A 24,521-nucleotide genomic window follows, 5' to 3' on the forward strand; every position below is an offset into this window, starting at 1 on the left:
CTTAATTGCACCGCTGTTTTTGATAAAGAGAGTACAAGATGTTTAAAACCGCAGCCGCAGTGCATATCCTTGTTAAACACAAAGAGCAGGCGGAAGATATTATTAAGCAATTAAATAAAGGCGCGAATTTTGGCGCGTTAGCCAAGCGCTATTCCTCATGCCCGTCGGCGAAAAAGGGCGGCGATCTCGGTGAATTTAAACGTGGGCAAATGGTGCCCCAGTTCGATAAAGTCGCTTTTTCCGGTGAGCTACTGGTGCCACATCTCGTTAAAACCAAGTTTGGTTGGCATGTGGTGAAGGTGTTGTATCGCACTTAAGCAGGTTGCGTTGATTGAGTCAATAAGCTGACCTATCGACGCATTAAACTGCATCTCAACACCAATCTAAACGCTTATTAAAAAAATAGTTAACTCTGCGCGTTTCCTGCGTTCCCACGGGATAAACGCGCAAATGCAAGAATAAGACGTTAGCTTCTGGTATGTGTAAATGGATTTAAAACAAACAAATTTGCAGAGCATTCTCGACAGGCTCTATAAGACTGCGTTGACACTACTCCTACCACAATTAGGATTACTCACCATCGTTGGTTCAAAAAGTGATCAATATACTTTTTTACTGATGTTTATTGTTTTTCTAGCGGTGAATATTCTAATTCCCCTATGGTTACTCCTCTTCAACACTGGCAAATCAAAAATTGATTCATTTTCAATCACAATAGACGACCAGAACATTCTTGTTTCGACCTATGATGAAGTCCAAAAGATAGATAAAGCTTCATATTGTGGCTATAAAGTTACCTCGCATTATCCAAAGCAGATACAACTATTAGAGGCTAACGGCGAACATATAGAGTTTAGTTACTACGCGTTGAATAAAGACCAAAGGAACAGCTTGTTTGATTATTTGGAACCTGCGAAAGCTAACAATCTTATCTAGTCGCTCCCTTCGAGTGCAGGGATAAAATATAGGGCTGCTTGGCGATTATGGACCATATTCTTACCCCTAAGTGTGAGTTTTATCCATAAAAATCTAAATCTAAATCAATGGCTTAGAGTGAAAGGCTAACGCGCTTTTGTCCCAAAACAGGACGGCTGAATCGGATATTGCGTTATATGCATTGCCACGGTTTCCCCTGTGACATGCCGTGAACATATCCTTATAGGCTCGACGGCGGCATGTAGCCAACGGCCACTGTTGTAACTGTGGCAATCTTAACGAAGATTGAACTGTTCATCTGGCTAAAGGCTTTTTGCCCCCATTTCGTGTTTCGGCTAGTTAGCTCAATCGAAAATTTCCACTCCTGTTGCCATAAAAATTCTATGTATTTACCTATGTTTGGTTTACCAGAAATTGGCTGACAATGTATGGGTATGCAGTCATATTTAAATTTAGGTTTTTTGTATGATTTTAAGGCAGGAGCAGTGCGCACTAATTCAATCCGCAGTAAATAAAACTTTATAAAATCAAATAACTATAGAGACTGTCTTTTAGTTAATAGGCTTGGAAAAATGCGTATGCGCATTTTCCCAGATGGTGTATTTGATAAAAAGCTGATAACTTCTGCATAAACAGATAGTTAACTGTGCGCTGTTTTTACTGGTCTAACGTGAGAAACGCGTATGCGCACTAATAAAATGTTACGAGCTAAGGGATTATCGTGTCATCTGACGATTGGTATAGAAATAAAGATTGGAACGAATCTATCGAAGAGCACTTCTACTCGAAGTTGAAACGAGCAAGAATGCAACGAAATCAGTATTTGGTAATCCAAGCTCTTACTTTGGCTGATAAGCACCCAGAGGTATCTATTCGTTTGGTAGATGAATACTTCGAATCCAGAAAAGACAAATTTGAAGACGTCCGAGCACTATTAGCAAAAGCCAATGCATTTATCGCGCTAAATGATCTCGAAGGATGTATAGCCACCTTTAAAGAGATCCTTGAAAGAGAAAGGGAGTTTCCAAACCATCAAACAGGGGTGTACCTTGATTATCCATATTTGGTGGCAACTCAAAAAATAGAAAATGAGTACGCTAACGCACTAAGTGTATTACATGAGCATCTTGATAGGCTTACGATTCCACTTGATCATTATAAGTGGCATGCGTCTAAAGCTCTTATAAATAACGATGGCTCAGAAGCGCAAAAGGCACTTGAAGCGGCCAAAGTTAAGAGGTCTGGATTTCGTTTTCATCAAGATGTCGGTTTGGTGGGTAAAGAACATGAAAAAACAATCAAACATCTGTGCAAAATCAGCACGTAATAAGTGGCTGTTAGGGACTGCATTATGCTGCGCCCCTTGCAGCCCCAGAGCTAGGCTTTATGCGTTGAGGTGTTATGACCGAAGATTCGAAAATTATCTATAAGATCACGTATCCGAATGGAAAAATCTATATCGGCAAAGATCTCACAAATCAATAACAAAACTGGACACCCAGTCTTAATAGCGCGGTAGCTAACCTCCTACTATGCTTTGGTTAAGCATTGAACAAGGAGGTTTGTATGCCGCGCCCTCGCAGAACTCAGATAAGTCTTGAAGACACACCNTATTACCATTGCNGTAGCCGCGTGGTGCGGCGGGCATTTTTATGTGGTGATGATAGTTACTCGGGTAAAAACTATGACCATCGCCGCGCTTGGGTAGAGTCATTATTGTTTGAACTGGAAGCGGTTTTTGCCATTGATATCGCAGCCTTTGCGGTGATGTCGAATCATCTGCATGTGGTGCTGCGAGTCGATATCGAGACGGCCAATCGTTGGACAGACCGCGAAGTGCTTGAGCAGTGGCATAAGTTGTTTAAAGGCGATGAATTAACGCAAAAATTCGTGAAAGGTGAGTTAGTTGAAGCCCATGAGGTGAGCAGATTAAAGCACTCAATCGCTCTTTATCGCAGTCGATTATGCGATATCTCATGGTTTATGCGCTGCCTCAACGAACCAATTGCAAGACAAGCAAACCAAGAGGATAACTGTACAGGTCGCTTCTGGGAGGGGCGATTCAAATCGCAAGCTCTACTCGATGAAGCTGCGGTATTAGCCTGTATGACTTACGTTGATTTAAATCCGATTCGAGCGCAACTCGCTGAGACACCAGAACAATCCGACCATACCAGTATTCAACTGCGTATTCGGGCCGCATTAAAAGGTGAGCAGCCAAGCAATCTCCTGCCGTTTATTGGTAACGAGTGCGACGACCAACCCAATGGCATTGCGTTTTCATTAAAAGATTACCTTCAGTTGGTGGATGATACCGGCCGAATTATTCGCAACGATAAACGTGGATACATCAGTGAAAGTAGTACCAAGATACTGAACAGATTAAATATCCCCCATGACAATTGGCTCAAGCTGACCACCGAGTTTGGCAAGCTATTTCATGGTCCTGTAGGCACATTGCAAGAACTGACCGATTACTGCGAACACTTAGAAAAGCGACGACGGCACTTTGCGTCAAGCTGTCAGCACTTTAACAGTAACTGACAACGACCGACTTCATTTCAAAAGCCCCCATCCAGAACACATCCCAAGCACTATGGGCCTATTTACCTCGTCTGAAATACCACATTTTAGAAGGAATTAGCGCAATTTATTGTCTTATATGTAGTCCCTACGACTGTTGATGACTCCCACTAACGTTATTTTAGCTCGTACAAGTTGTAGGCAAACCGAAAGTGCATTATGTTGTTGATTAAAAAAATGGGTGGCCAGATTTATTCATAGGGAATGTAACTAGTCTTGTTGGAGCCTGCGATACAACTACAGGATTTTGTTAGATGAGCAATTTTCGTGAAACGATAAGAAGTATTGCAACAATAAGTCCTAGTTCAATCGGTGTTCTTCTTATTATTGGGGGCTGGGAGCCCATTTATCAGCTTCTATTGCTGTTTAAGGCTGTAGATTCGACTTTTAGTGGATTCTTCATAACTGTAGGTATTATCTTATCTCTTTTAATTTTTATATTTGATTATATAAAATATAAAGCAAGATCAAAGAACGTCAAAAAACGTTGATTTGTTGTTTTTCTATGTAAAAAGCCATCTGCATAGCAGGTGGCTTTGAAACAGTCCCCAAGAAGGTGTAGTGGTCAACTAATTTTGCCCACATCTTTATAGCTAAGCCAGTATCTGCGCTTGGATTCATTCGGAGCCAAACCACCATTGTAGTGATGTGGCCGGACCTGGCTGTAGTAGCCCAGCATGTAATCCAGTATTTCCTGTTCTGCTTCTTCTAATCTGGACACCCATCCTTCAGTGTCAGATTAACTTCTACTTTTAATCGCGGTTAACAATGGCTGGTTTATCAAACAATTGACCACTACAAGCGCGTGAGTTTGAGGCAATGCTAAAGCTGTTTTAGTGTGCTAACCGATTGAAATAATAAAAATCCCTGCTAGGCAGGGATTTTTGCTTTTAGCTTATACCGCAATAGCGTGGCTGATTAACGTAAATCTACTTGAAGGGCCACACCTGCACTTTGGCTTTCACTTTGGAGCGTAATGTAATACCAGCCAGCACTGGGATTATTGACCTTGATTTGCTCCGTAGTGCTGCCAGCGTTTGTTGAGGCGGCTTCATATTGCTGGGCATTGGCCCAGCTGCGACCCGAGTAAAGGCTGACATCTCCAGTTCCGTGAGCCGAGCGTACTTCTAGTTGGCTTGTTCCTTCGGGAATCCACAGGTAATAGTCATTACGGCCATTGGCACTACAGACGGCATCACCCGGCGTGAGTTGGGTATAGCTCACGGGTGATTTAGTCGCACAGGCATTGGCAATTTGATTAGGAACGCTACTGCCACCACCGGCTTTAAGGCTGAAGGTTACGCCACTAAATTCACTCGTGGTATCAACCGTGATATATCGCCAGCCACGGTTTGCCGTAAAGCTAAAGGACTCTTTATTGCCTTGATTTACACTGCTGGCTTGGGCATTGCTCGCACTTGCCCAAGTATTGGCATTAAAGTAAATATTGGCATCGCCTGTTCCCCCGCTTGTGCTGACACTAAATTGACTGTTGTCAGCATCGACCCAGAAATAAAAGCTATTACGGCCGCCGCTAATACATTCATCTTTTCCGAGGGTTAGCTTGCCGTAATTGATGGTTGCGGCACCGCAATTGCTGGGTACTTCACCACCAGTATCGCCGCCATCACCTAAGTCGGGATCGGTATCGGCAACTAACTCAGTGGTACTCACCAGCATATCAACACCACCAAAATCCCCTTCTAGGGTGATATAGTGCCAATACTCATTCGGGTTTAGGCTCACTTTGATCACTTGGTAATTACCATTGCCGATGCCATAGCCCTGATTTTTTTCAGCACTTGCCCATCCCCTTGAATCGTAATAAATGTCGGCATCACCCCAACCACCGCCAATTTTGATCCAAATATCCTGAGCCGAGCGGTCAGTATTGGCAAAGCTAAAGCTGGCTCGGCCTTGTTTGGCGTCAATACACTCCATGGGAACCTCAAGACTGAGGCTGGCAGACTCGCTGTAGCGGTATGCTTCGTTACTGACTTGACAGGGTGAGTAATCCTTGCTGATGGTACCAGTCGGGCCTTCCCAGTTGCCTTCGCGACCACTGGCATTAGCCTGTTCATCACTTGGGCCTTTATCGACAATACCGTTGTTGGCGGTGCTTAAACCACTGGTGAGCCAGCCGCGCCATTCGTTGTCATAGCGGGTGCCAATGGAATCCATAAATGCTTGATATTCAGCATATTGGTTATTACGCAGGAAGGTTAAGATCTGGCGAACATCATCGCGGTGATTTTCAAACATGAAGCGTACGGCGAGGTAACCCCAACGGTAGATGCGGTCTTGGCCAGAGTCATAGGTGTTTTTAAAGATGGTTGAGAGCATATACTCGCCCGTTTCACCCATGGCGATGGCAGCGGGGTTGGCATCTCGGTATGAAATATATTCCGCTAATCCTTCAATCCACCAAATTGTGTTGGCGGATACGCTGCGGCTGAAGTCGCCAAACAGGTTGTAGCGACCATCAAGGTAATGCACGTATTCATGCTGTAAGTTCCACACATGAAAATCTGGGCGACGCCATTCGGCCTCATAGGCAATAAAGCGCGCTTGGTTTTTAAGTCCTGCGGGAGAGCCTTCTAAATACATGCCGCCATTGTTGGTATTGATCCCAAAAATGCTGTTGGCAAGGGATTGATATTCTGACGAGCTGCCAAAAATCACCAGCTCTAAATCATCATTGTTATCCTGTGCGACCGCCTGCATTCCCGTTTCGAGTATCGTGTGGAAATGGCTTTCTTGCTGATTTAATACTCCGCATGCCCATTTTGCTTGATCTTGGTAAAGATCTTGGGCGCGGATCTTGAGACTGTCGGAGCATTTCCAATTAAACGGTAAGCTATCGGCGGCCAATTGCGCCTTGAAACCGCAGATCTGATAAGCATTGCAGTTGCTGCGATCGTAGTAATCTGCCATCTCGGCAGCTGCAAACCACAGCACTTTACTGGGATCATTTTTGCTGGTGCTATTTAAGATATTTTTGACCAATTGGGTCACTTTGGGGCGCATGGCATCAATGTAGTACAGTCTAGATAACTCTCTGACAGCATTGACTAAAACATATTCAGCATTGGTGCCGAGTAAGTCCCTATGGTTAAGTTGGAACTGGTTGAGCGCATCTAAAATGGCATGATCTCGGGCAAACAGTGCCTGCATGTCAGGATTCCACTGGGCGCGGAATAAGGTGGTAAACACTGTATTGGCGGCCGCATTCAGCGCAAAGCTGGCTTGCCATGTGCTGTTGTAGTCATTAAGCACTTTGAGGGTGACAAAGTTAAAATCGGCCCCCAGTTCAGCCGAATCAATCAGGATCAGTGCTTCTTTGAGCACGCTAGCATTGGCATCGGAGAGTGTCCAAATCGCGTTATTGGTAAAAAGTGCATTAAGCGCTGATTTTAAATTGTTTTTCACCGCGCTGCTGTAGGCGGGTACATCACTAGGGTTGTAAAACTGCACATAAAGCGCGGCGCGCACAAAGTAAATATGTGACTCAATGCCTTGGTTATCCACGCCAGTGTATTGGGGCGCCTTGGCCGCAATCGCATTAGCAACTGTGGATACATTCGCTTCACTAAATACGCTGCTTGCGTGACTTCCCTTGAGATTAAATAGCTTACCGACACACTGCGGCGTGGACTGCGTTAGCTCATCTAACAGGGCTTGGCCCGATTTACCAACAAAGTTACTACAGTCGGCATTGGCGGCAAAGCGGCTGACTTTTGATCTCGGAGAGTTCTCGAGCAATGCTTGCTGTTGTGAAGAATGTGCATCGAGGTACTCAGAGTGTGTCGGCTCGTTAGGGGAGGCTATCAAGCTGTTACTGGGTAATAACGGCCGATGGCTGGCATCAAAATTGAGTGGCGCTGACGGCGAAGCTATTGGTGCTAACGTACTGGGGATTGCAGCGTGTTGGTCTGATACTAAATGGTTATGGGCGAACGAAGGTGTTGCAATGGCTAAGCTAATAGCCGCGAAAAGTAGCGTCTGTTTCATGGTGTTTCCATCGTTATTTTATCTGCAAAGCAGATCTTCCTTGGGCGTTATCCGATGTATTACAGCAATTAACCTCGGACCTCATTGGTCTAACTGAATTTAACGCTTATCTAATTCAGTTAGCGCCGAAATATCATGGTGTAAATTGCATAAAATATCCAATATAAACCGATAAAAACTTACAAATATTTTACATTGAGTGCATCAATCTGTTTTTTATTGTGTTTTTTAAGTTGAATGGTCATGTAACCAATAAAGATTGGTAATCTAGAGCGCAATTGTTTTAATGTTGCTTCGCTTGAACTTGGTTGCAGGCTTCCCTTTGTTGACTCGTTAACTGTCAGCAAGAGCATTTACCTGTTAATAGGTTTGAACCTGCGTAGTGCCGATATGAGCCTGAAATCCAAAAGTTGTACAAGGAGTTAGCTATGTCAGATTTACCCAATGATTATGCCCATATTCATATTGAACAGCCCGGTGCGCCAGAGGTGATGCAACTTTCCCGTTCACCCATACCGGTTGTTGGGGCTGGACAAGTTCTTATCCGTGTAAGTGCGGCTGGGGTGAATGGGCCGGATCTTAAGCAAAGGGCGGGAGTCTATCCGCCACCCCCCGGAGCATCGTTAATTTTAGGGCTTGAAGTGGCTGGTGAGATTTGCGCCTTAGGTGAGGGAGTAACCCAATGGCAATTGGGGGATAAAGTCTGTGCTTTAGTTCCCGGAGGGGGCTATGGGGAATACACCTTGACCTATGCAGCTCATTGTTTGCCCATTCCCAAGGGGTTTTCGATGGTGCAAGCGGCAGCGCTGCCTGAAACCTTTTTTACCGTTTGGGGCAACCTCTTTATGCGCGCGGGACTAAAAGCGGGCGAAACGGTATTGATCCACGGCGGCTCAGGCGGTATTGGCAGTACGGCGATTTCCCTTGCTAAGCATTTAGGTGCAACAGTGATTACAACCACGGGGCAGGACGCAAAGCGCGACTATTGCGCTGGATTAGGTGCCCACCTTGTAGTCAATTACAACACCCAGAATTTTGTCGAAGAAGTCATGGCATTTACCCAAGGTAAAGGCGTTAATGTGGTGTTTGATATTGCAGGTGGTGACTTTATCAACTTGAATCTTCAAGCATTAGCGCTTGATGGCCGTATGGTGTCTGTGTCGACCCAACGTAGCGGCAAGGCAGAGGTCAATATTCTTCAGTTGATGGCGAAGCGAATTGTTTGGACAGGCTCAACTCTCAGACCTCAATCGGTTGAAGCCAAAGCTGAAATCGCAAGGCAATTACATGAACGTGTTTGGCCTTTGCTCGATAGCCAGCAAATTGTGCCGCATATTTTTGCAACGTACCCATTGAACGATGCACCTAAGGCCCATGCGCTTATGCAGTCGGGTGAACATAGAGGCAAAGTGGTATTAACCTTGTGATCTCACTGAGTAACATATGCATAAATGTGCTCGCCTCAATCCTTTGATGGAGGCGAGTCGCCGAATTAAAACTTGCTGTGATGTTTTTTTAGACTAAAGTCGTTAATGACAAAATATTTTAGAGACTTTGGCCGAAATTAATGCGTAATAAGTGAAAATTTCATGGTATGAGGCATTGATTATCGGAAATATTCTGTAAAAATACCCAGTTGAAAACGTCAGAGACTTTCCGGCGCTATTCGTGGATCAAAGCAAGCGACGCTTCGCTTATTCAGACTAAAAAACTCATAGTGTATGTGTTGATTTAAGGGTATTGGCATATATGTATAACACAGCAAAGAAACAGGTTTGGTATGGTGAGCTGAGAACATCGAAGGGCAACGCGATTGTCGTCCATGACAACCAGCTGCCAGAGGCTTCCCCTGGACGAATCTACCTCTATAATACCGACCGTGATGCCATTGTTGAGTATGTAGAAGACATAGTTAAAGTAAACCTACATGATTTAGATGATGCTGCGTTAAAAGCTGCAGAGGCTAAGTTTAGCGGCGCATGGAAAGCAGCTCGTGCTCAATTTATGAGCAAGCATCAAGCCCGTATTGACCTGAACAATGTGAAGGATTCTGGCCCCGTACGTAAGGCTAAGGCCGATGTTGAGCCTGAAATCGAAACCGATGCCATTGGTGCCGATTTTGATGAAGATTGGGGCGATGATTTCGACGATTAACACTGAGTTTGCCTAGGGCAAATTCGGTCAGGGTAAGGAATAATCCACTTTATTCCTTACCAGCTTTTCCTTCCTTTTCTCTACAGCTTTTTCCCTAATACGTTTATTTTTAGCCTTCAATATCAAATTGATAGCGGCTAATGTGATGATAAATTTTACCTGGTACTAACCACGCATCCTCTCCAAGTAGAACTTGATTCGGCGAGTCGGGTAGCATTTGTGGTTCAATACATACACCTTGATATTGGTTCAAACTTTGATGGTTTCGCCCCACGGTTCCCGCTAAAAAGTTAGCACAGTAAAGTTGTACACCAGGCTGATTGGTAAAAACCGTCATGGCGCGACCACTGACAGGGCTACTTAAACAACCAAAGCGGCGCAGCGAAGCATCGGGATTATCCATCAGATAGCAATGATCATAACCTTGGGTACTGGCCAGCGCTGGGTCTTGGAGTTTATCCCCTAGGGTAACACCTTGAGTTAAATCAAAAATACTGTCTTTAACCTCAGCAATGCCCGTAGGGATACCGACCTCATTCATGGTGAGATAGCGCGTAGCATCAATTTGCATACGATGCTGGTGGTTGTTGGGCTGACCATCAAGATTAAAATAGGAATGCTGCGTGAGACTGACGGGGCAAGGCTTATCTACAGAGGCGAGAATTTCCACATAGAGGTTGTTAGCGGCAAGGCGATAGTCAAGTTGAACTGTGCAGTTGCCAGGAAACCCCATGTCGCCATTGGGGCTGACTAGAGACAAACGCACACCGTCGGGAAGTGGACCTAAGTGCCAGTTTTTTCGATTAAAACCGTCTCGGCCACCGTGCAAACAGTTACTGGCCTGATTGATATCCAGTTGATACTCTTGCCCTTGATATTGCAGTTTGCCCATCGCAATACGATTAGCAAAACGTCCAGCGATAGCACCTAGGTGAGCGTTTTGGGTTAAATAATCTTCGGCACTGTCGCAGCCAAGCACGATATTAGCGCGCTCTCCCTGTCTATCCGGCGTCCAAAGTGAGCGAATAATGCCACCTAAACTGAGCACTTCTAAGGCGATGATGCCATTGTCTATCCGCACTCGTTCAATTTCGCCGCCGCGGGGATCTGTCCAAGGATCTAATACACTAAAACGCACCATTTAGCTTCCCTCTATGTGATTTAACCTTTTGATTTTGCCTCTTAAAAATAACAAATACCACTCATTCATGGCTGAATTCGTATGGTATTGGTCTGGATAAATGGATTGAGCGTAATTGACTGACTAGCTATCGATTCGCCCCGCGCCAGCACTCGCTGAACAGAGATAAACAGTTGCATCTATCCCTGTTTGCTCAAAAAATGCCTGTTCGACCGCAGAAACTACCGCATCGGTTAGCTCATGATCCACTAAGGCAACCACGCAGCCATCGGTCATGCGAATGCCACCGCGTTCCCCAATGACTTGGCTTACTATATCCACCAGAGTGTCGAACTCAGGCAGCGTTACCTCAAAATCATCCCGTAACGATTGATGGGACTGTGCCATTAATTGGCTGAATTTAGATAGATTATTTTGCTCTAGTGCCCGTGCTGCACTCTGAGTACGTTTGTTCTCGGTGACGACATGTTTAGCGCGGCGATACAGAGTTTCATCCAATTTATCCTTGGCACTTTCAAGTTGACGCAGATCGAGGTGGCGCAGGGCGTCGAGGCCAAAATACTCGGCAGCTTGAGCGCATTCTTCACGTCGCAACTCATTGATTGCTGCTAAACGTTGTTTCTCAATATGGGCATCAATAATGATCAGGCTGAGGTTTTCAGGGATCGCAATCGGTTCGCTATCAAGATCCAGACAGTCGATAAGCAGGGCATGATCCGGCTCGCCCATGGCACAAACCATATGGTCCATAATGCTGCAAGCAGATGAAACATATCGATATTCACCACGTTGAGCGAGCTGTGCCACCGCCATGGGTGACAGATGCAATTGGCTACTGTCGCTAATGGCGGTGCCAAATGCCACAACTAAGGCGCCGGAGGAGGATAGACCCGCTGCTAGCGGTACATCGCCCACGACTGCTAAGTCTAACCCTTTGGCGATAAGCCCAGTGTTGGCCATGGCGACGGTTAGGCCTTTTAAGTAATTCACCCAACCATCTTCAGGATGAATTTCGGTATCTTTGCCGAAGCTCCATTCCTTGATTTGGCCCGGAAAGGCATCGGCAACGGCGCGAAACTTATTATCTTCACGGCGTTTAACGGCGATAACGGTATGAAAATTAATGGCCGCGGGTAAAACAAAACCGTCATTGTAATCCGTGTATTCACCGATCAGATTTACTCGACCTGGGGCTTGATATAAATCATCGGCTTTAGTGCCAAAGGTTTGGACAAATAACTTAGTGGCGCGCTGCGCAGGGTTCGACATGCTGAAAAGACTTCCAAAAAAGCTGAGCTAATTTCGTTCTTGTCTTCGATTTATATCACGACTAAGTCGGCGATGTAACTGAGATTTTCTATGGCAAAGACGATAGTCTTGTTAGGGAAAAACGATAGTGATTATTAAAGCCTAAGTCGGGCGATAATAAGTTGAATTAATTGTTTGATTTTTATGATTTAAATAAGAGGTGATTTTGGCTATAGATTGACTATTTCCTGAGCCAATTTATAACAAAATAGGATGAGTTTAATTCATGGCAAAAAATGCGTATTTGCTTAATTAAACCCATCCAACTTGGTCATTTTGTACGAGAGACTCTATGCCTGTTTTTGAGCCCCTTCTTGCGCTTCGGTATCGGCCTTAGTTTCAGAGTCGGGCAACAGTTCATGGACAACATGGTCAACAAAACCCGCACCAGCGGCTTCGTACAGGTTATATACACTGTGTACGCCAGAGCTTCTAAGAGAGGCTGCATCATCGCCGTATTGCACGATGGCGCTCAGTTTTCCTTGATAATTCAACTTTTTAAGCTGCTCTACAGCGAACAGATTTCCTGCATGGTGTGGCATGGCCAGCAGCACTAACTCAAGGTTTGGCGCTTTATCTAGCTTTTCCCAAAAGTCAGTATCCGAGGCGTCACCTTGTACCACGTTACGGCCATTTGCCCGATGTAAATCGACCAAATCCTGCTTGTGTTCAATGCCAAGGATTTCACCATCGAAGCGTGCGCGCAGCTCATCGTAGGCTCCACTACCAATGCGGCCCATACCTAAAATCAAGAAGCGCGGATTACCAATGGCAATCGGTCTGTCCTCCGGATGCAGTGGTCGTTTTTCAAGCTTTATCAGACGTTGTTGGTATCTTTGATAGATATTGCCCACTGCTGCATTGAGAGGTGCGGCTAATAAAAAGCTAAAACTTAGGGCTACGGCGATAATCACCAGCCATTGTGAAGGCAACCAACCCTTGCTAGTGGCAACGGCAGCCACAATAAGACCAAATTCAGAAAAGTTACCAAGGTTAAACGAACCCAACATCGAGGTACGGGAGCGCAGCTTAAATCGTGTCAGAATATAGACGAATAACAGGATTTTTAATGGCACTAACAGAACCAAGAGCGCGGCCAATACAATATCCGATACAGTAGGTAGGCCATTAAGACCAATGGTTAAGAAGAAGGCGACAAGAAAGAGTTCTTTAAAATAGAACAAGGATTTAGCCAGCTCAGAGGCCTTTTTATGCCCCGCGAGTAAAATCCCTATGATAAGCGCGCCGAGATCCGGTTTAAGACCAACGGATTCAAATAACCAAGCACCGACAACCAGTGCCATAACTAATCCGAATAGCACTAATAATTCACCGTGACCAACACGGTCAAAGGCTTTATAAATCAGCGGTTTTGCCAGTGGCAATAACAATAGTGCAAATGCCCATACCGAAGGCACATCGCCCTTAGAAATAGTTAAAAAGAGTACGGCAAAAATATCCTGCATAATCAGGATACCAATAGCAACTCGGCCGTAAAGGGATTGCATATCCCCTTTATCTTCCAATACTTTTACCGCAAAAACGGTACTGGAGAAACTTAATGCAAACGCCAATAAGGTTAATTGCTCAATCCCAAGGCTGGTGAGTTGGGTTAAGCCAATTAAGCCTAATATTTTAAGAATTGGCACAAAGACTAAAATCGACAGCATTAAATGCACACTCGATCCTGCCCATACTTCGGCCTTAAATAGGCTACGAATATCGAGTTTTAGGCCAATAGCAAACAGTAAGAGAGTAACCCCCAGATTAGCAAGCTCTTGCAACAATGGCAGACTTTCTTTTTCGATACCTAAAACAAAGAGTACAAAGCCTGCCACTAAGTAGCCGATGAGAGGAGGAAGTCCTATACGGCTAACAAGCATGCCGCAAACAAGGGTGATAATGAGGATGGCTGGTTCCATGATGCTCCAATCTTAAAAGTCCACGTTAAACAAGGATTGTATAAGAAATCGATGACAGCGCGATAAAAAAGCGGACTTTTAATGAAAAAAGTCCGCTTTTTGTTGGTTTTACGCTAAAACGGCGTAGTGATAAATTAGCGTTGTGGCTGAGATTATTTCACTAAGTGATCTAAGTGGGCGGCAAATTCCTTCGGCCCCATAAAGCCCGTTACCCTTAAATCTTCCCTTTGCTCGCCTTGCTCGTTAAACATCAGCAGCGTCGGCAGGCCCAGCACGTTGTATTTCTCAAGCAGTGCCACATCCACGGCATCACTCTTAGTCACGTCGGCCTGTAGTAACACTATCTTGTTCATTCGCGTTAACACGTCGGCGTCCTTAAAGGTGATGGCCTCAAACTCTTTACAGGCAACACACCAATCGGCGTAGAGATCCAGCATTACAGGTTTACCTGCAGCGGTCGCCGCGGCAACTTCACGGTCTAAATCTTCAATGGATTTAATCCGTTTAAAGCCATGGGCTTGCTCAGCTGTTGTCGTAGTCGCAACCGGACTATGAGTAAAACCAAAGTGACCCATGACAGCTTGGAAGCCATAGGAAAAGCTTGCCAGCAGCGTGAGTGTGAGCAGCACTGAGCGCACGGTTTGTTTCCAGTTAAAGGCGCTGAGTTTGTTTTGGTGCATCAGATAACCAGTGAAGCTGATGCCCCACAGTGACCAAAGTACATCGGAAACCACACCCGTCCAAATACGGCCAAGCATCACAATCGATACCGCAATCAGCAGGAAGCCAAACACGGTTTTAATGATGTTCATCCAAGCGCCAGCGCGTGGCAGTAACTTACCACCCGAGGTGCCAATAATAAGTAGCGGCACACCCATGCCCATGCTCAGTACATAAAGCGCAAGGAAGCCTTGAACCAAATCACCGGTTTGCGCCACATAGACTAAGGCGCCAGACAGTGGTGCCGTAGTACAAGGCGAGGCCACTAATCCCGAGATCACCCCCATCAAAAACACGCCAACTAAATTGCCGCCCTTTTGATTGTTTGAAATTGAGTTCATCTTCTCCTGCCAGCTTGAAGGCAGTTTGAGATCGTACAAGCCAAACATGGATAAACTGAGTACAAAGAACAGGATAGCTAAAAAGACGAGCACAGCGGGATGTTGCAGTGCCGCTTGATATTTCATCCCAGCAGAGGCAACCACTAGACCTAAAATCGAGTAGGTGATCGCCATACCCTGCACATAGGCCATTGACAGGGTAAAGGCTTTGGCGGTCGACAGTTTTTGCCCTTGTCCGACAATAATGCCCGATAGAATCGGATACATAGGGAAGACGCAGGGCGTGAGCGCCAAACCAATACCAAGGCCGAAGAAGATCACTAAGGTCCAGAGCAAACTGTCGTTAGATAGCATCTGGCTTAGGCTATCTTGCTGAGTGATAGGCTTAGCGGGGGCGATGTCGGCTTGTTTAGCGTCAGCAGTGGCTGCAGACTCTGTATTAGCGTTGTCTGTGCTAGAGGCGATTTGTCCATCATTGGCCGCGACGGCTTTTAGGGTGACATCGCGCTTGGTCGGTGGATAACAGAGCTTACCCTCGGCGCAGCCCATAAAGGTTACGGTTAAGGTGCCATTGTCATTGGCTTGTTTCAGGCCTACCGGAATATCGATATAGGTGTAGTAAACCTCTTGCTCACCGAAATATTCGTCGTTATGAGGCTTGCCCTTTGGCAGATCTATGGTGCCCAGTTCGGCGCCATTGACACTAAACTTAAGCTTATCCCGATACATGTAGTAGCCGTCGGCAATCACCCAATTGAGGGTAACCTTATTGCCTTCCTGCTTAAAATCAAAGGCAAAGGCTTGATCAACGGGCATTAACTCTGGCTCACTTTTTAGAAAACCGAAGCTATTAGCGAAAACATTGCTACTTTGAGTTAAGGGCGTAAGCAGCAGTAAGGCGGTGAAGATAAAGCTAAGTAGTTTTTTCATGGCTGAGTGTTATCTTTTATCCAATCTAAATAGGCTGGTAGCCCGTGAGTGACGGGTACGGCAATAATTTCAGGCACTTGATAAGGGTGGAGTTGAAGCACAAGCTGTTCTAACTCGGCATAGCGGCTTTGTAAACATTTAATGTGTAAGCTAATTTCTTGCTCCTCACAGATTTTCCCTTCCCATGCATACACTGAGATAATCGGCGCCGAGATATGCACGCAAGCGGCAATGCGTGCTTCCACTAAGGCGTGGGCAATGCGCTTTGCTTGAGCTTCATCAGGGCAACTAGTGCTGACGACTAAATACTGGGCTTGCATGGCGTGAGGTATCGTCCCTTAACAATCTTAAACTTCGCTTAAGCCTATTAGGCTAAGCTACTTTACGTGCTTTTATGGTCTCATACATTAAGCTGGTCACAAAAGGGTGAGCTAAATATCAGAAGTTTCACTCCTTTACAGACTGCTCCTGCCAAATGACTTGAATTATGACCGGATAGCCCCCATTTAGTTTTCAAAGAAGTGAGATAAATCTGAGGTCGGTATGTTTTTAATCCTGTTTTTATTATTTGTGCTGATCCCAGTTGTCGAACTGTCGGTGTTGATCCGCGTTGGCGAAGTGCTCGGTACTTGGACAACCATAGGCCTAGTGCTATTTACCGCCATCGTCGGCGTTTCTTTAGTGCGCAGCCAAGGGCTAAGTACGCTTATGCAAGTGCAGCAAAAACTGGCTAGAGGCGAAGCGCCAGGGCAAGAAATTGTCGAAGGCATGATGTTAGCCATGGCGGGTGTGTTGCTGGTTATCCCTGGTTTTGTAACTGATTTTATTGGTTTATTATTGCTGACTCCTTTAACCCGTCGCCCGATTGCAGCCTTAGTGTTTAAACGTATGCAGCTGAGGGTGGTATCGGGTTTGCGGGGTGGTATGCACGGCGGTTTTGGTGCGGGCCCATTTGGACCGCATTCTGGCTCACAATCGAATCCATTTGGACAGCATCCCTTCGAGCAAGATAAACATGCCGATGGCAATGTGTACGAAGGCGACTATGAACATAAAGTCGATCCTAGCGATAAACGTCCCGAGAGCCATCAATTAGCGGATAAAGACGAACAACCCAAAGATCCAAAGGCGTAATCCGCTTTTCTGCTTCACCCTCTTTCCTCAGTGTAAAGCCTCAAGTTATCGGGGGTAGCCGCTATTCTTGAACGCCCCAAAATGAAAAGGCCAATCGATGATAATAAACAGCATCGATCGGCCACGCCGGGAAGCGTTTAGGGGGAGTGGCGAACTAGTTCTGCTCGCTCGCCACTGCATTCGGTTTGATATTGAAGGCCAAGCTGTACATCACTGGCAGTACGATAAGGGTTAACAGCGACGCAAAACCTAAACCAAAGATGATAGTGATCGCCATCGAGCCGAAAAAGGCGTCGGGGATCAACGGGATCATCCCGAGCATGGTGGTGATCGCCGCCATCATCACTGGGCGGACACGGCTGACGCTTGAATCGACTAAGGCGATATAGGCCGGCTTGCCTTCGTCGAGTTCTAGGTTGATTTGATCGACTAACACAATGCCGTTTTTAATCACCATGCCCGATAGACTCAGCAGCCCCAGCAGTGCCATAAAGCTAAAGGGCGCGTCGAAAATCAGTAATCCCGCCGAGACTCCAATCAAGGCCAGTGGCACGGTAAACCAAATCACTAAGGGTTGGCGTACCGAGTTAAACAGGAACACTGTGATTAAAAACATCGCCAAGTAACCCAGTGGAATCGAGCTAAATACCGCAGTTTGGGCTTCGCCAGCGGTCTCATACTCGCCGCCCCATTCGAGGTGATAACCCGCGGGGAGACTGATGGCTTCAACCTTATCCTTCACTTTACGGAGCACAGAATCGGCGGTTTCGTCGCTGCCAAGCTTAGGATCGGCCAGAACCGCTAACATCCGCATCCGGTCACGACGTTTCACTAAGGGGTTTTCCCATTGGGTTTCAAACTGGCTCACTACTTGGGTGGCAGGCACAAAGGTGCTGTGCTCACTACTCCAGATTTGCAGTTTCCACAGGCTGTCCGCCTGTAAACGCTCTTCGGCGGGGGCACGGGCAACGATGGGCAGTAAATGGCTGGTTTCGCGGTACAGGCCAATCTGTTTGCCGCTAAAGTTAATTAACAATGCGTTATCCAGATCTTGCTTACTGATCCCCGTTTCCCTCGCCTGCGCATTCTGCAACTGCGGACGGATTAAAGGCACTTGGTTGCGCCAATCGTGGCGAATACCATCCATACTCGGCTCTGCATGGAAGATGGCTTCGGCCTGCGCGCCTAATGCACGCAGCACTTCAGGATCATCGCCGTAGAAGCGCGCCTCGATCTTCGCGGCCGGAGACGGGCCGTTTTCCATGTTTTTTAATCGATATTGCGCCTGTGGGAATCGCTGATTTAATAGTGCTTCTAACTCTGGCATATAGACTTTTAAGGATGCTAAATCCTCCATTTCAACAATTAGCTGTGCAAAGGCGGGGTAGCCTTTTTCCGGTTGATAGGGCAGGACGAAACGCTGCGCACCTTGGCCAATGACTGTGGTTAAGTGTTTAAGGCCGCTGTGTTGCTCTTCGGCTTGCTTGAGTAGCAGCTGCTCAATATCGGCGGCGAAGCGTTCTGTGCCTTTGATATCCGTGCCTTCTGGCATCCAAATATCGACAAAGAAGATGGGCGTGTTTGACGCAGGGAAGAACACATTTTTGATATGGCCAAAACCAATCACTGCACTAACAAGCATGGCGCCGACCAGGAGAATACTGGCTATTCTAAAACGCAGGGCAAAGGTTAAGCTCGCGCGGTATACGCTGAAGAACCAGCCTTTGTAAGGATCCTGCTCCTCCTCATCTGCGGGGGCATCTTTAAACAGCAAATGGCAGAAGAAAGGCGTTAGGGTTATCGCAGTAATCCAACTGATAAATAAGGAAATCATCAACACTTGGAACAGCGAGCGACAAAACTCCCCTGCGGCATTTTGCGACAAACCAATCGGCGCGAAGGCGATAATCGCAATTACTGTGGCGCCAAGCAGTGGCCACTGGGTTTGCGACACAATTTGTTTAGCGGCTTCGAGGCGAGTCTTACCCCGGCGCAGGCCTATCAAAATGCCTTCCGTTACCACAATGGCGTTATCGACCAACATACCAAGTGCAATAATCAGAGCGCCAAGGGAGATTAGTTGCAGCTCAATACCTAGCACTTTCATCACAATAAAAGTACCGAGAATGGTAAGCAGCAGGATTAACCCCATTAAAAAGCCTGAGCGCAAGCCCATAAACAGCAACAGCACGGCAATAACGATGGCAATTGATTCTAATAGATTGATCAAAAAGCCATTTACTGTGTCATCGACCGCCAGACTTTGGTTATAAACCGTATCTAAGTTCATCCCAATTGGGCGTTGTGACTCCAGCTCGGCAAGGCGCTCGCTAACACTTTTACCTACTTCGACCACGTTGACGCCACTCGAAAACGAAATTCCCAGGGAGAGGGCGGCTTCGCCACGGTTGTGATAGAGCACATCTGGGGTTTCATCGTAATCTTTTTCTATATGAGCAATGTCGCCAAGATAGATAAGCTCGGTGCTGCCTGGTGGACTGACGATTAGACGCGCAAGATCCTGCACGCTGCTAAATTCGCCCGTGGGATGAATGCGGATCCGATGATCGCCAACCACCAAACTGCCCGCATTAGAAACCACGTTCTGATTGTTAATCAGACCGTAGATATAGCTTTGATCTAACCCCAGTGCCGAGAGTTTTTGTTGTGATATTTCAATCACAACCTGCTCGGTTACGCTGCCCGCGACAGAGACTTTTTTGACCCCTGGCACCAGTACCAGTTCGCGGCGCAAATAGTCGGCATAGTTGCTTAATTCGCGGTTGCTATAGTCAGGCCCTGAGAGATTAAACAAAATGCCGTACACATCGCCAAAGTCGTCATAGACCTTGGGCGTGCTAGTGCCGGGAGGCAGTTGTCCTGCGGTGTCGTTAACCTTACGACGCACCTCATCCCACACCTGTGGCAGGCTGGTTTTATCGTAGGTTTCTTTAATCTCTATTTGGATCTGCGACAGGCCCGCACTGTTGATTGAGGTCACATGCTTAACCGCATCGAGTTGCTGCAATGCATCTTCGAGGGGAAGGGTGACTTCTTCTTCCACTTGCTCTGGCGATGCGCCTGGATAGGCGGTGATTACAAGCGCTTCTTTAATGGTAAATTCGGGAAATTCTAATTGCCCAAGACCAGTAAAACTCACACCACCGCCCACGAGCAGCAGTAACACAAACATCCAGCTAATCACTTTGTGGCGGATGGAATACTCAGCAATATTCATGAATTACACTCCGCGCTGCCAGCGTAGTGGTTTAACTTTCATTCCATCGGATAATTGGGATACTCCTGCGCTGACAATTAAGTCGCCCTTGTTGATGCCGCCTAAGACTTCGATACCTTCGGTGGTGACTCGGCCTAAAGTCACAGCTGTGGGTTTCACTTCGCCCGATTGCGCTTGATAGACCCAGACTTGAACTCGTCCATCCTGATCGCGTTTGTCGATAGCTGTGACTGGCACTATGGCCGACGCGGTTTGATCTGGTGTTTTTACCAAGGCGAGGGTTAACTCAGCACTCATGCCCGGAAGTAATTGAATATCTTTAGGTTGCGGTAATGAAAATACCACTTCATAGGCCTGAGTACCTGGGGTCACTTGGGTCGAATATTCTTTGAATTTCGCATCAAACTCCATGCCTGCTAATGCGCTAAAACGTACCTTAGCGGTAAAGTTTTGCTGCTGAATATAGTTGTTTAGGCTCGCCGCCATCGCTTCGGGGACTTGAATGCTGACATCAAGCAAACTGTTGTTTTGCAGCGTTAAAATCCCTTGGTTGGCCTGTACGATTTGGTGATTATCCACTAAACGTTTGGCCACAGTGCCACTAAAGGGAGCGATAAGCTTGGTATAACTTAGCTGGTCACGGGCGGCGGCTAAGGCGGCTTTGGCCGATTTAAGTTGCGCTTGGGCGCTATCAAACTCAGCTTGAGAGATTAATTTGCGTTTGAGGAGTTCGGTTTTACGCTGAAAATCCGCCTCTAAGAGTTCATGATCCGCTTCGCGGGTCATTAAATTGTTATAGGCATCCCTGTCATCGAGTTTAGCCAACAGGCTACCTTGACGGATCTGTTGTCCTTCCACTAATGCGAGATCCGTCAGTTCGCCGGAAATTCTAAAGGATAATTCAGCGCGGCTATTAGCACTGACGCGCGCCGGAAACGTCCTTAAATTTCCCCCTTCGAGTTGCTCAACTTCAAAGAGTTTTACTGGACGAATGGCACTCGCCTGTACCGAGCTTTCCGCTGGAGTGCAAGCTGTGAGCACGGCTGGCAATAAAGCCGCTAGGGGAAGCAGTCGATATGATTTCATGGTCAGGGAGTCCTCGATAACAATTTATCAGCATTTTAGGGACGCGAAGATAACAGCTAAATTTGTTGCAATAAACGGGATACTTTGGGATTATGAGTCCCACATAATGAGATTGAAATTAAGTTAAAAATGAAGACAGAGGACTTAGCGTTATTTCACCGCATAGCCGAAACTGGTAGTTTGATCGAAGCTGCTGATTTGCTTAACTTACCTAAATCGACCGTGAGCCGCCGTTTACAGGCGTTGGAAGATGAACTGAATATCAAGCTATTCCACCGCCAGAGTCGCTCGATGACGCTGACCTCAGCGGGAAGCCATTTTTACCATAGATCGCAAAACATTTTGGCGCAGCTCGACGAAACCCTGTTTGAGATGACTAACGAAGATGCTGAGATCAGTGGCCATCTCCGAATTCAAATGTTTCCTATCCACAGCATGAATGTACTGATGCACGCCATATTCCGCTTTATGGATTTACATCCAAAACTGACGGTAGAAGTGATCAGTAGTGCAGAGTCCGTTGATATGGTTAAGAATAATCTCGACGTAGCCTTCGTGGTGGAACCTGCACTAGATACCTTAGATCTAGTCGTGCGGCCTATCTTCACCACGGATTTGCGTTTTTATGCCAGCCCCGACTACTTAGCGCAATACGGTACTCCAACAACACCAAAAGAGATTGAATCCCATAATGTGTCCTTATTTCGACTCTCAAATGGCAAGATCTTTAATGAGTTATGGATTGGTGCCGAACAGGAAGTGAGAGTGAGAGGCAATTTTTGCTCTAACAGTGTCGAGGTCGCAGTAGAGTTTGCCTTGCAAGGACGCGGGATCGTGTATGCGCCCGCAGAAGTGGTGGCTGATTACCTTGCTTCTGGGCAGTTAATTACCCTACTACCCGAGATAGAATCCCATCCAGGCGAATGCTATTTGGCTTATCCATCAAGACGTTATGTAAGTTTAGCCTGTAGACGCTTTATCGACTTTATTATGCAAGAGCTGGCTCCGAATGGTATTCCAACCAATCTTAGCACTCAAAATGTGCGTCGAGTCTGTAAAGCATCGGAAGAGCCATTCCCGCCTAATGATGTGCGTTTTAGCCTAAAAAGCACAACCTAAATAGCGTCGGCGGTCGTGACCTTGGTCGGCTCGCAAATCCGCTGCGCCAGATAATAACAAGCAATCCCCATCAAGAGGTTAGTGATGGGGAGCGCGAGCAGCAAGCTTTTCACCCCATCAATATAAGACCCCAGCGCCGCCAGCGGCAGCATCAATAACACTAAGCGGCACAGGTTAATCACTAACGAGCTCATGGGTCTGTGGTACGCATTCAGCGCCGTGGCAAAGATAATAACTATGCCCAGCGGGCCATAGGCGCAGGGCAAGACCAGAATATAGAAGCTTAACCACTCTAGCACCTGCGGATCGGTACTGAATAAACTCGCGAGTGGCTGGGCGAAAAATGCCAGTGGAATATAGAGTAAGGTTTGGAATACAAAGATAAATTTAAGTGATAACAGCAGCGCCTGTTTCGCCCTTTGGGGTTGGCCTGCACCGAGGTTTTGCGCGATAAACGGCATCAGGCTCGACGAGAGCGCCATTACCACAATTAACAGCACCGACTCTAAACGCGTGCCCGCACCAAAGGCTGCGACGGCACTGTGGTCGATATGCGCCAGCATCGCCATAATCACCGCATTGGCGAGTGGATTAATTAAATTCATCAGGGCTGCGGGTTGGGCGATATGGGCGAGTTTACTCCAGTTGGCGCGCATTCTATCGATATCAAATGCTGCCCGCTCAAGCATCCGCCGCTTAATAATCAGCAAATAACCCGAGAGCGACAGGGCTATCAGCCAAGAGAACAGGGTGGCAATCGCTGCGCCTTGGATCTCTAAGCGTGGGAAAGGCCCGATACCGAAGATTAATAAAGGGTCGAGGATTAAGTTAATGATCGCCGCCAACGACATAATCATCGCCGGGGAGCGAGTATCCCCCGTCGAACGTAAGCCTTGGTTGCCCACCATCAATAGCACCAACAGCGGCGCGCCCACATACCAATACATCATATAGTCATGAATAAGCGGCAAACTGGAGTTATTGGCGCCAAGCAAACTAAAGAGCGGCTTAATAAAAATGCTACCTAGGGCGGATAAGCTGGCGATAAGGATAAAGGTCAGCAGCAGTGCATCGTGCAAAAATACCTTGGCGCGTGGGGCATTGCCCGAGCCAATTAGCCTGCCAAGGTTGGTCGAAACCCCTGCGCCAATCCCAATGGCGATACTGGAAATAATCAAAGTCACCGGAAAGGTAAAACTGATCGCCGCTAAGGCCTCTGTCCCTAACTGACTGATGAAAAAAGTGTCAGCGAGGCTAAAACCTAGAATGGTCATAATGCCAATCAAGTTGGGGAGGCTCATGTTGAGCAGTACACGACCAATTGGCGCGCTAAGCAGCCCGTGTCTGTCTTTCATGGGGAAAATGGTGCCTTGTTTGCGAGCGGAGGCCGAATTCTAGCAGGATTGTGCCCGCTTGAAAAAACTGACATCAAAAATTTGAATTTTTTTTTGTAAAGGCACTTGGATCTGGCAAGGGGTAACCCCATATCACAGACATCAAAGGGGAAGCTGGAAATGCCTCCTCTTTTTCATCACAAAATCGCCTCGATTGTTGGGCATTAAATCATTAGGAGAGTTCATAGATGAATATTCGTCCATTACATGACCGCGTAATCGTTAAGCGTTTAGAAGTTGAATCAACTTCAGCGGGTGGCATTGTGTTAACTGGCAGCGCCGCCGAAAAATCGACTCGCGGGGAAGTCCTTGCAGTAGGTAATGGCCGTATTTTAGAAAACGGCACTGTAAGACCTCTGGATGTGAAAGTGGGTGATGTAGTGATCTTCAATGAAGGTTACGGTGTTAAGAAAGAAAAAATCGACGGTCAAGAAGTCTTGATCCTGTCGGAAGCTGACCTGATGGCTATCGTAGGTTAATCCACGACATCAATTCGACATTCCA

Annotated in this window: 18 protein-coding genes and 1 pseudogene; 9 read left to right on the forward strand and 10 right to left on the reverse strand. The window is 46.6% G+C overall.

What is annotated here, in order from left to right; all coding sequences use genetic code 11:
- The first annotated feature begins 38 nt into the window (after window positions 1-38).
- The 4 genes from EYR25_RS09450 (at window position 39) to EYR25_RS09465 (ending at window position 3,480) form a co-directional block, all read left to right on the forward strand.
- Window positions 39-317, forward strand: coding sequence for a peptidylprolyl isomerase (locus tag EYR25_RS09450; RefSeq protein ID WP_023268767.1), 279 nt, complete (start codon window positions 39-41; stop codon window positions 315-317).
- 169 nt (window positions 318-486) lie between these two features.
- A complete protein-coding gene (locus EYR25_RS09455) occupies window positions 487-936 on the forward strand; it encodes a hypothetical protein (protein WP_133179596.1) in 450 nt (149 codons plus the stop codon).
- Window positions 937-1,657: 721 nt separating this feature from the next.
- Window positions 1,658-2,263 (forward strand): tetratricopeptide repeat protein, encoded by a 606-nt coding sequence (locus EYR25_RS09460; protein WP_133179598.1) that lies wholly within the window; start codon window positions 1,658-1,660, stop codon window positions 2,261-2,263.
- A 239-nt stretch (window positions 2,264-2,502) separates the two neighbouring features.
- Window positions 2,503-3,480, forward strand: a complete 978-nt coding sequence (locus EYR25_RS09465; protein ID WP_133179600.1) for a transposase — start codon at window positions 2,503-2,505, stop codon at window positions 3,478-3,480.
- 604 nt (window positions 3,481-4,084) lie between these two features.
- Here the strand turns inward: EYR25_RS09465 and EYR25_RS21340 are convergent.
- Window positions 4,085-4,225 (reverse strand): annotated as a pseudogene (locus tag EYR25_RS21340) (IS3 family transposase); the annotation flags it as partial.
- Window positions 4,226-4,437: 212 nt separating this feature from the next.
- The gene (locus tag EYR25_RS09470) at window positions 4,438-7,530 is read right to left on the reverse strand and encodes a M9 family metallopeptidase (protein ID WP_133179602.1); all 3,093 of its coding nucleotides are present in this window, start codon (window positions 7,528-7,530) and stop codon (window positions 4,438-4,440) included.
- Between the two features lie 428 nt (window positions 7,531-7,958).
- On the opposite strand from EYR25_RS09470, the gene EYR25_RS09475 reads away from it, so the two are divergent.
- Window positions 7,959-8,957 (forward strand): NAD(P)H-quinone oxidoreductase, encoded by a 999-nt coding sequence (locus EYR25_RS09475; protein ID WP_133179604.1) that lies wholly within the window; start codon window positions 7,959-7,961, stop codon window positions 8,955-8,957.
- Between the two features lie 322 nt (window positions 8,958-9,279).
- The gene (locus EYR25_RS09480; protein ID WP_023268761.1) at window positions 9,280-9,684 is read left to right on the forward strand and encodes a hypothetical protein; all 405 of its coding nucleotides are present in this window, start codon (window positions 9,280-9,282) and stop codon (window positions 9,682-9,684) included.
- 109 nt (window positions 9,685-9,793) lie between these two features.
- Here EYR25_RS09480 and EYR25_RS09485 read toward each other — a convergent pair whose 3' ends face one another.
- The 5 genes from EYR25_RS09485 to cutA form a co-directional block, all read right to left on the reverse strand.
- Complete coding sequence (locus tag EYR25_RS09485; protein ID WP_133179606.1) at window positions 9,794-10,825, reverse strand: aldose epimerase family protein; 1,032 nt, start codon at window positions 10,823-10,825, stop codon at window positions 9,794-9,796.
- Between the two features lie 123 nt (window positions 10,826-10,948).
- The gene (gene galK / locus EYR25_RS09490) at window positions 10,949-12,094 is read right to left on the reverse strand and encodes a galactokinase (protein WP_133179608.1); all 1,146 of its coding nucleotides are present in this window, start codon (window positions 12,092-12,094) and stop codon (window positions 10,949-10,951) included.
- A gap of 329 nt (window positions 12,095-12,423) precedes the next feature.
- Window positions 12,424-14,055, reverse strand: coding sequence for a cation:proton antiporter family protein (locus EYR25_RS09495; RefSeq protein WP_023268758.1), 1,632 nt, complete (start codon window positions 14,053-14,055; stop codon window positions 12,424-12,426).
- Between the two features lie 152 nt (window positions 14,056-14,207).
- Window positions 14,208-16,046, reverse strand: coding sequence for a protein-disulfide reductase DsbD (locus EYR25_RS09500; protein WP_133179610.1), 1,839 nt, complete (start codon window positions 16,044-16,046; stop codon window positions 14,208-14,210).
- Window positions 16,043-16,366, reverse strand: a complete 324-nt coding sequence (cutA, locus tag EYR25_RS09505) for a divalent-cation tolerance protein CutA (RefSeq protein ID WP_023268756.1) — start codon at window positions 16,364-16,366, stop codon at window positions 16,043-16,045. The genes EYR25_RS09500 and cutA overlap by 4 nt, the downstream gene beginning before the upstream one ends.
- A 223-nt stretch (window positions 16,367-16,589) precedes the next feature.
- Here cutA and EYR25_RS09510 point away from each other — a divergent pair, with 223 nt between their 5' ends.
- Window positions 16,590-17,180, forward strand: a complete 591-nt coding sequence (locus EYR25_RS09510) for an FxsA family protein (RefSeq protein WP_133179612.1) — start codon at window positions 16,590-16,592, stop codon at window positions 17,178-17,180.
- Between the two features lie 154 nt (window positions 17,181-17,334).
- Here the strand turns inward: EYR25_RS09510 and EYR25_RS09515 are convergent, their stop codons facing one another.
- Entirely contained in the window at window positions 17,335-20,418 is a 3,084-nt protein-coding gene (locus EYR25_RS09515) for an efflux RND transporter permease subunit (RefSeq protein WP_133179614.1), read from the reverse strand.
- A gap of 3 nt (window positions 20,419-20,421) precedes the next feature.
- The gene (locus EYR25_RS09520; RefSeq protein ID WP_133179616.1) at window positions 20,422-21,504 is read right to left on the reverse strand and encodes an efflux RND transporter periplasmic adaptor subunit; all 1,083 of its coding nucleotides are present in this window, start codon (window positions 21,502-21,504) and stop codon (window positions 20,422-20,424) included.
- Window positions 21,505-21,633: 129 nt separating this feature from the next.
- Between EYR25_RS09520 and EYR25_RS09525 the strand changes: the two genes are divergently transcribed.
- A complete protein-coding gene (locus EYR25_RS09525) occupies window positions 21,634-22,623 on the forward strand; it encodes a LysR family transcriptional regulator (protein ID WP_023268751.1) in 990 nt (329 codons plus the stop codon).
- Here the strand turns inward: EYR25_RS09525 and EYR25_RS09530 are convergent.
- Complete coding sequence (locus tag EYR25_RS09530) at window positions 22,620-23,978, reverse strand: MATE family efflux transporter (protein ID WP_133179618.1); 1,359 nt, start codon at window positions 23,976-23,978, stop codon at window positions 22,620-22,622. The genes EYR25_RS09525 and EYR25_RS09530 overlap by 4 nt on opposite strands.
- Before the next feature lie 227 nt (window positions 23,979-24,205).
- On the opposite strand from EYR25_RS09530, the gene EYR25_RS09535 reads away from it, so the two are divergent.
- Window positions 24,206-24,496 (forward strand): co-chaperone GroES, encoded by a 291-nt coding sequence (locus tag EYR25_RS09535; protein WP_011071021.1) that lies wholly within the window; start codon window positions 24,206-24,208, stop codon window positions 24,494-24,496.
- The last annotated feature ends 25 nt before the right edge of the window (window positions 24,497-24,521 follow it).

This window comes from Shewanella decolorationis (genome assembly GCF_004354305.1).
Classification (GTDB): Bacteria; Pseudomonadota; Gammaproteobacteria; order Enterobacterales; family Shewanellaceae; genus Shewanella; species Shewanella decolorationis.